This window comes from Roseovarius sp. MMSF_3350 (genome assembly GCF_030733425.1).
Taxonomy (GTDB): domain Bacteria; phylum Pseudomonadota; class Alphaproteobacteria; order Rhodobacterales; family Rhodobacteraceae; genus Roseovarius.
Window position 1 is genome coordinate 34,281 of sequence record NZ_JASHIZ010000027.1, and the last position, 6,604, is coordinate 40,884.

At 60.8% G+C, this 6,604-nt stretch carries 6 protein-coding genes and 4 tRNA genes; 7 read left to right on the forward strand and 3 right to left on the reverse strand.

Going from position 1 to position 6,604, the window contains the following annotated elements:
* The first annotated feature begins 432 nt into the window (after positions 1-432).
* Entirely contained in the window at positions 433-2,844 is a 2,412-nt protein-coding gene (gene lon / locus RBB31_RS19360; protein WP_306130894.1) for an endopeptidase La, read from the forward strand.
* A gap of 167 nt (positions 2,845-3,011) precedes the next feature.
* Here the strand turns inward: lon and RBB31_RS19365 are convergent, their stop codons facing one another.
* On the reverse strand, positions 3,012-3,212 hold the full coding sequence (locus RBB31_RS19365; protein ID WP_306130895.1) for a hypothetical protein: 201 nt from the start codon (positions 3,210-3,212) through the stop codon (positions 3,012-3,014).
* A gap of 126 nt (positions 3,213-3,338) precedes the next feature.
* Here RBB31_RS19365 and RBB31_RS19370 point away from each other — a divergent pair, with 126 nt between their 5' ends.
* Both RBB31_RS19370 and RBB31_RS19375 read left to right on the forward strand, forming a co-directional pair.
* Positions 3,339-3,704, forward strand: coding sequence for an HU family DNA-binding protein (locus RBB31_RS19370; protein ID WP_306130896.1), 366 nt, complete (start codon positions 3,339-3,341; stop codon positions 3,702-3,704).
* 110 nt (positions 3,705-3,814) lie between these two features.
* Positions 3,815-3,889 (forward strand) — tRNA-Val (locus RBB31_RS19375).
* 24 nt (positions 3,890-3,913) lie between these two features.
* On the opposite strand, the gene RBB31_RS19380 is transcribed toward RBB31_RS19375, so the two are convergent.
* A complete protein-coding gene (locus tag RBB31_RS19380) occupies positions 3,914-4,270 on the reverse strand; it encodes a hypothetical protein (RefSeq protein ID WP_306130897.1) in 357 nt (118 codons plus the stop codon).
* 216 nt (positions 4,271-4,486) lie between these two features.
* Between RBB31_RS19380 and RBB31_RS19385 the strand changes: the two genes are divergently transcribed.
* Together RBB31_RS19385 and RBB31_RS19390 are read left to right on the forward strand one after the other, a co-directional pair.
* Positions 4,487-4,562: transfer RNA gene (locus RBB31_RS19385), tRNA-Val, on the forward strand.
* A gap of 163 nt (positions 4,563-4,725) precedes the next feature.
* Positions 4,726-5,412, forward strand: a complete 687-nt coding sequence (locus RBB31_RS19390) for a hypothetical protein (RefSeq protein ID WP_306130898.1) — start codon at positions 4,726-4,728, stop codon at positions 5,410-5,412.
* Here RBB31_RS19390 and RBB31_RS19395 read toward each other — a convergent pair.
* The gene (locus RBB31_RS19395; RefSeq protein WP_306130899.1) at positions 5,395-6,123 is read right to left on the reverse strand and encodes a hypothetical protein; all 729 of its coding nucleotides are present in this window, start codon (positions 6,121-6,123) and stop codon (positions 5,395-5,397) included. The genes RBB31_RS19390 and RBB31_RS19395 overlap by 18 nt on opposite strands.
* Positions 6,124-6,424: 301 nt before the next feature.
* Between RBB31_RS19395 and RBB31_RS19400 the strand changes: the two genes are divergently transcribed.
* Positions 6,425-6,501 (forward strand) — tRNA-Asp (locus RBB31_RS19400).
* 26 nt (positions 6,502-6,527) lie between these two features.
* Positions 6,528-6,604: transfer RNA gene (locus RBB31_RS19405), tRNA-Asp, on the forward strand.

The window sequence follows — 6,604 nt, forward strand, 5'->3', positions numbered from 1 at the left end:
CGGCATGACGTGATCCTTGCCGGCCGCATGACGTGCGGCGTGCCCATTCCCGTTAAGTTTTTTTTTCTGAACCCAAGCAGGACGTGGCGCGACCTATCGCCATCACGAAAACGTGCAGGATGGGACGCGATCACATGACTTTTACGATTTTCACCCTGAGCTGGGCCTCTGTCGCACTTCTGGCTGCCAGCCTGCTTGGCTGAACGGTTCAAGCGGGTCGCCGCCCCCCAGTGGTCGGGGCGCGTCGGTTAACAATGCGTATATTTGGTGCTTGTGCCTGTCCGGGGTGCGGGGCATGTTGGGCTCAGCCCGCAGGGGGCCGAGGTTGAAACTGGACCGTGAGCGCCCAGATTAACCTTATCGAAACGGAGAAGGCCGGTGGTTGCCGCGATGTCGGGACCGGAGCCTTCTTGCCAATACAGGAAAACGAGCATGCAAGAACCTCTCAACGCCTCTTACCCGGTCCTGCCGCTGCGCGATATCGTCGTGTTCCCCCATATGATCGTTCCGCTGTTCGTGGGCCGCGACAAATCCGTGCGCGCCCTGGAAGAGGTGATGCAGGACGACAAGCAGATCCTGCTGTCGAGCCAGATCGACCCGGGCGAGGACGACCCCGCTGCGAACGGGATCTACAATTCCGGCGTGCTGGCCAATGTGCTGCAGCTGCTGAAACTGCCCGACGGCACGGTGAAAGTGCTGGTCGAGGGCGTGGCGCGGGTAAAGATCACCGAGTACCTGGAAAACGAGAATTTCTTCGAGGCGCGGGCCGAGTACCTGGCCGAGATGCCGGGCGACGCCGCGACGATCGAGGCGCTGCTGCGCACAGTGTCCGACGAGTTTGCGCGCTATGCGAAGGTCAAGAAGAACATCCCCGAAGAGGCGCTGGCCGCCGTGACCGAGGCCGAGGATGCAGCCAAGCTGGCCGACCTGGTGTCGGGGCATCTGGGCATCGAAGTGGGGCAGAAGCAGGAGCTGCTGGAGACGCTGAGCGTCAGCGAGCGGCTTGAGAAGGTGTACGGCCTGATGCAGGGCGAGATGAGCGTTCTGCAGGTCGAGAAGAAGATCAAGACGCGCGTGAAGTCCCAGATGGAGCGCACGCAGCGCGAGTATTACCTGAATGAGCAGATGAAGGCCATTCAGAAGGAGCTGGGCGATGGCGAGGACGGCGAAGGCGAGATTGCCGAGCTGGAAGAGCGCATCGAGAACACCAAGCTGTCGAAGGAAGCGCGCGAAAAGGCCGAGGGCGAACTGAAAAAGCTCAAGAACATGAGCCCGATGAGCGCCGAGGCGACGGTGGTGCGCAACTACCTGGACTGGATGCTGTCAATTCCGTGGGGCACCAAATCCCGCGTGAAGAAGGATCTGGGCCGGGCGCAGGATATCCTGGATACCGACCACTATGGCCTGGAGAAGGTGAAAGAGCGGATCGTCGAGTACCTTGCGGTACAGCAGCGCTCGAAAAAGCTGAAGGGCCCGATCATGTGCCTTGTCGGGCCGCCGGGCGTGGGCAAGACGTCCTTGGGTAAATCGGTTGCCAAGGCGACGGGCCGCGAGTTCATCCGCATCAGCCTGGGTGGCGTGCGCGACGAATCCGAGATCCGCGGTCACCGCCGGACCTACATTGGCTCGATGCCGGGCAAGATCATCCAGTCGCTGAAGAAGGCGAAGACGACGAACCCGCTGATCCTGCTCGACGAGATCGACAAGATGGGCCAGGATTTCCGGGGCGACCCGGCGTCGGCCATGCTGGAGGTTCTGGACCCCGAGCAGAACGGGACGTTCGTGGACCATTACATGGAGGTCGAATACGACCTGTCCAACGTGATGTTCCTGACCACGGCGAACTCGTACAACATGCCGGGGCCGCTGCTGGACCGGATGGAGATCATTCCGCTGGCGGGCTATACCGAGGATGAAAAGCGCGAGATCGCCAAGCAGCACCTTCTGGCCAAGCAGATCAAGAACCACGGTCTGAAGCAGAAGGAGTTCAGCCTGGACGACTCTGCGTTGACGGCGATCATCCGGCATTACACCCGCGAGGCGGGCGTGCGGAACCTCGAACGCGAGATCAGCAAGGTCTGCCGCAAGGCGCTGACCAAGATCATCAAGAAAGAGGCCGAGCGCGTCGACGTGACATCGGAGAATATCGACGAGTTCCTGGGCGTGAAGAAGTTCCGCTATGGCCTTGCCGAGGAGAAGGACCAGGTGGGTGTCGTCACCGGGCTGGCCTATACGTCGGTGGGGGGCGAACTGCTGAACATCGAGGCGCTGCGGCTGCCGGGCAAGGGTCGGATGAAGACCACCGGCAAGCTGGGCGACGTGATGAAGGAATCGATCGACGCGGCGTCAAGCTATGTCCGGTCGATCAGCCCTCAGATCGGGGTCAAACCGCCGCGGTTCGAGAAGTGGGACATCCACGTGCACGTGCCCGAGGGGGCCACGCCCAAGGATGGCCCCAGTGCGGGTCTTGCCATGGTGACGTCGATCGTGTCGGTGCTGACCGGGATCCCGGTGCGCAAGGATATCGCCATGACCGGCGAGGTTACGCTGCGCGGTAACGCGCTGGCCATCGGCGGACTGAAGGAGAAACTTCTGGCAGCCCTGCGCGGCGGCATTAAGACGGTGCTGATCCCGCAGGAGAACGAGAAGGACCTGGCCGAGATTCCGGACAATGTGAAGGAAGGTCTGGAAATCGTGCCCGTCGAACATGTCAGCGACGTGCTCAGGCTCGCCCTGGTCGAAGCGCCGGAACCCGTGGAATGGGATGAAGCCGCCGAGGAGGCGGCGGCAGCGGAAGCCGCGCGAAAGTCCGGTGATGACGGGGCAGGGGCGGTGACCCACTGATCCTCGCCACGCAGAAACAAGAAAGGCGTCCGCAGTGTCGGGCGCCTTTCTGATTCCACAGCACGAAACTTCAGGCGATCAGCGTTGCCGCTGGTGGAAGACCGAGGTCAACATGGCCCTCCGCGCTGCGAACGCTGAGGATTTGCAGATGCCTGTGTAGGTTGGCCCTAGAACGCGCCGCCCGCGGCGGCGATGAAGAAGACGTAGAGCAGTGTTATCATCAATATGTCGACCTTGGCCGTGGAATCCTCGACCGCGGCGTCCATGACGATCTGCTGATCGAGAACGGGGTCCGACAGGTTCCCGGCGACGGCGGGTTCGATGAAAACAAGCGATGCGAAGGCGGCTGCGACAAGGATTTTGGTCACTTTGAAATCCCTTTATTTCATATCGCGAAAGTTTATGCGTCGAACCTGACCAAAGGTCAACTCTTCGGTAGCAATCGCCCTGGTTTCAGGTATCTTGTGGCAAAATTTCATGGAAAGAGGCCCAGAATGGCATCGCGCAGCTCCACCAGTTCGAAAACAGGGACTTCCACCAAGGATACGGAGGCAACGTCCAAGCCGGACCTGGAAATCGTCACCGAAACCGCCGGTGCCGATATCCTGTCCACGGAAATAAAGAAACCGGAGTTCCTTCAACTCGTTGCAGACCGCGCCGGTCTCAACAAGAACAAGGTCAAACCGGTGGTCGACGCCATGCTGGACGTGTTGGGCGACGCATTTCTGGAAGGGCGCGGGCTGAACATCAAGCCTTTGGGCAAGGTGAAGATCAACCGGCAGAAAGACGTGGGCAACGCCCGCGTCACGGTTGCCAAGATCCGTCAGAGCAAATCCGAGGCAACGTCCGGGGAAAGCTGACGCTTTCGCCGGTATGCGGGGGCATCGGAAGCGGCAGGACTGCAATCCGGTTTCCGCTGCCGCTTTGCTATTGCACAGGGGCGAAAGGGACGTTAAACAGCGGCTCCGGCGGGCGATTAGCTCAGTGGTAGAGCGCTTCGTTCACATCGAAGATGTCAGAAGTTCGAATCTTCTATCGCCCACCATTTTCCACCTTTTGCCGGCCGCTGTCAGAGTGACGACATCCGCCAGATGCCGAAGCTGATTACCAGCAGCGTCATGATGACGACTGCGGGCCAGCTCCAGCCCGGCCAGTGGCGGGGGAAGCTGCGGCGCATGACCTGAAGCGATGTGGCAAGGAACCAAGCGAGGCTGAGCGCCAAGAGGATCAGGAACACCCGGATTTGCATCCGATCCTCGCCACGTCCCCCGAACCCCAGTAGATCGATATAGTGGCCCAGCCAAAGGCACAAGAGCACGCCAGCCGCGATCAGCCCAGCCAACAGGGCCGGGCGCCCGTAGGGAAGCAGGGCCAGGGAGAGAAACAGGGCCGCGGGCACTGCGGCGGTCAAAAGGATCGGTGCCATGCTCAAGAGGTTCTTGCCGGTCTGGAGCGCAAGGTAGCCATTTTCGTGGACAGTCCGGAAATCTTTTCCTGCGCATTCGAGGCAATTGAAGATCGTTGTTGCCGTAAAACAGCTTTCGCACGAGTGGTTCCGTTCTGCGGACCCGATCCTCAGGGCAATTGGCAGAGCAATCTGTCTTGCAAGGCGCCGAAGCTGTTGCTAGAGGAACGCGGCGAGGGGCGGTTAGCTCAGTTGGTAGAGCGCTTCGTTTACACCGAAGATGCCGGGGGTTCGAGTCCCTCACCGCCCACCATTCTGCCCGTCCGCCTGCGGTGCCGTGACTGTTTCGGTAGTGGAAACATGCCGTTTTTAAGGATCGGAGTCATTCCAACCTGCATAAACGGCTGTTAACCATGTTGTGCGCCAGGTCCGACCTGGCGCGGGGATGACGGTCGGCGCAGGGGATCCAAAGCCAGATGCTGAATTCACTTGATCTGATCAAGGTAGGTGGCGCGTGTATCGACGGGTTGAGCCGGCATGGGTACCGGATCGAGACGGTGACGGACTTTGAAGAGGTGGAACAGCTGGTCCGTGCGCACGGTAAAACCAGCGTCACCGCGAAGCTGTCCGCGCATTACAACGACTTTTCCGAAACGTCGGGCTTCTGGCTGGTGCTTTGGGAGGGCGAAACGTTCATTGCCGCGGTTGCGACGCGGTACGACAACGTCGGCCGCGAGAACATGGGAGACTACATGCGCCGCACGATGCGCCGGCATTACCCGCACCCGTCAGGCGACACGCTGGTGAAGTTCACCACGGCCCTTCCGCCGGGGTTTCACGGGCGCATGGCCTACATCGGAGAGCTGTTCGTGGCCCCGGGTCAGCGCGGGTCGCGGCAGCGGCTGCGCCACCTGATGTTGCTGCTGCATTGCTGTATCGCGAGCAAATGGCCGGTGGACTGGACCTATGCGATGATGCGCGACCGCGACGTCATGGCCGGGTTCGCCACGACATACGGGTTTACGGTACAGGTGCCGGGAGTGGCGAAATGGGCCGATCCGGCGCCGCCTGGACGCGGGGACAACGAATGGCTGGTGGCGCTGTCGTCGGACCATCTGGCGCACATGATGGCGTATTACGCCGGCTCACTCGAGAGCTTGTGAGTAGTTGAGCACGTAATTATTGTTCTGCGCGTCGCGCACTGGCAGCAGCAGCCGCTTGTAGGTGAAGCGCAGCGGGAAGCTGTGACCGGGCAGCATGACGTCGATCTCTTCGATCGTCAGCTTCGGATCGCCCTTGGTGGTCTCGACATGGGCGAGGCGGACGCTTTCGCAGAGCTTGTCGTCGAATGTGGTGAAGAGATAGCGCAGGTGCTCTGCCGTCTGGATGCCGAAGCTTTCGGCGGCGAGGCTCTGATGTCCGATCTTGTAGGGCTCGGGCAGGCGGGAGTGCTCGTCCGGGGCCAGGTAGAGATCGACATGTTCGCTGAGCGTGTCGAAATTCGTCAGCACGCCGGCTTGCTGGTGCCACCAGGTCAAGACGTCATCCAGCAGCGGACGGGCGCCGCGTTGCGACAGCTTGCGGTGCGCCTCACGGGTGACGGAGGTCAGGATCCTCTCGGCCTGGGCGGTGACGATCCGATTGTCGACCTCGCCCCCGGCCAGGGTGATCTGGTCGTTGAGACCCGCGATCTGGTTCGGCGTGATCCCCAGGGCGGAGCAGATTTTCACGACGCTGGAGTAGCCCGGGTCACTTTTCGAGGACAGCAGGTTGGAGATGTAGCGTTCACCCTGACCGATCTCGAGCGACAGGCCTTTGTAATCGTAAGACGAACCCTTGATGTACGTTTTCAGGCGGTCATGGAAATCAAGCACGGGTCAAAATCCTGTTTTACGGATCGTCGGTCACTTATAAGAGGTCGATTGCATTCACGTCAAATAGCGATTGACAGTTCACCAGTAAAGTATTTAGCCCGAACCGCTGGCGTTTGCGCATGTGATTTCGGAGAAAAACACTGTTTCCCGCGCCTGACGCAACGTCACGAAACGCGGCGAAACCGTTGCTGGCAGTGCGTTTGAAAAACCTGACCTTTTGACGCGGTGAGCGCTTGACGGGGCGGGCCACGCCGCCTAAACAGCACCTCACGCTCGGGGCATGCCTCCGGGCCTGCAGCGGGCGGTTGTAGCTCAGTTGGTTAGAGTACCGGCCTGTCACGCCGGGGGTCGCGGGTTCGAGCCCCGTCAACCGCGCCACTGCTGCAGAATAGTACGACCTTTGCGCGGTTGTAGCTCAGTTGGTTAGAGTACCGGCCTGTCACGCCGGGGGTCGCGGGTTCGAGCCCCGTCAACCGCGCCA

What these genes read in the sequence shown, in the direction of transcription:
- RBB31_RS19390 (WP_306130898.1), top strand. Translation starts at nt 4,726, where the DNA reads ATGCTGAATTCACTTGATCTGATCAAGGTAGGTGGCGCGTGTATCGAC.
- lon (WP_306130894.1), top strand. Translation starts at nt 433, where the DNA reads ATGCAAGAACCTCTCAACGCCTCTTACCCGGTCCTGCCGCTGCGCGAT.
- RBB31_RS19370 (WP_306130896.1), top strand. Translation starts at nt 3,339, where the DNA reads ATGGCATCGCGCAGCTCCACCAGTTCGAAAACAGGGACTTCCACCAAG.
- RBB31_RS19380 (WP_306130897.1), bottom strand. Translation starts at nt 4,270, where the DNA reads ATGGCACCGATCCTTTTGACCGCCGCAGTGCCCGCGGCCCTGTTTCTC.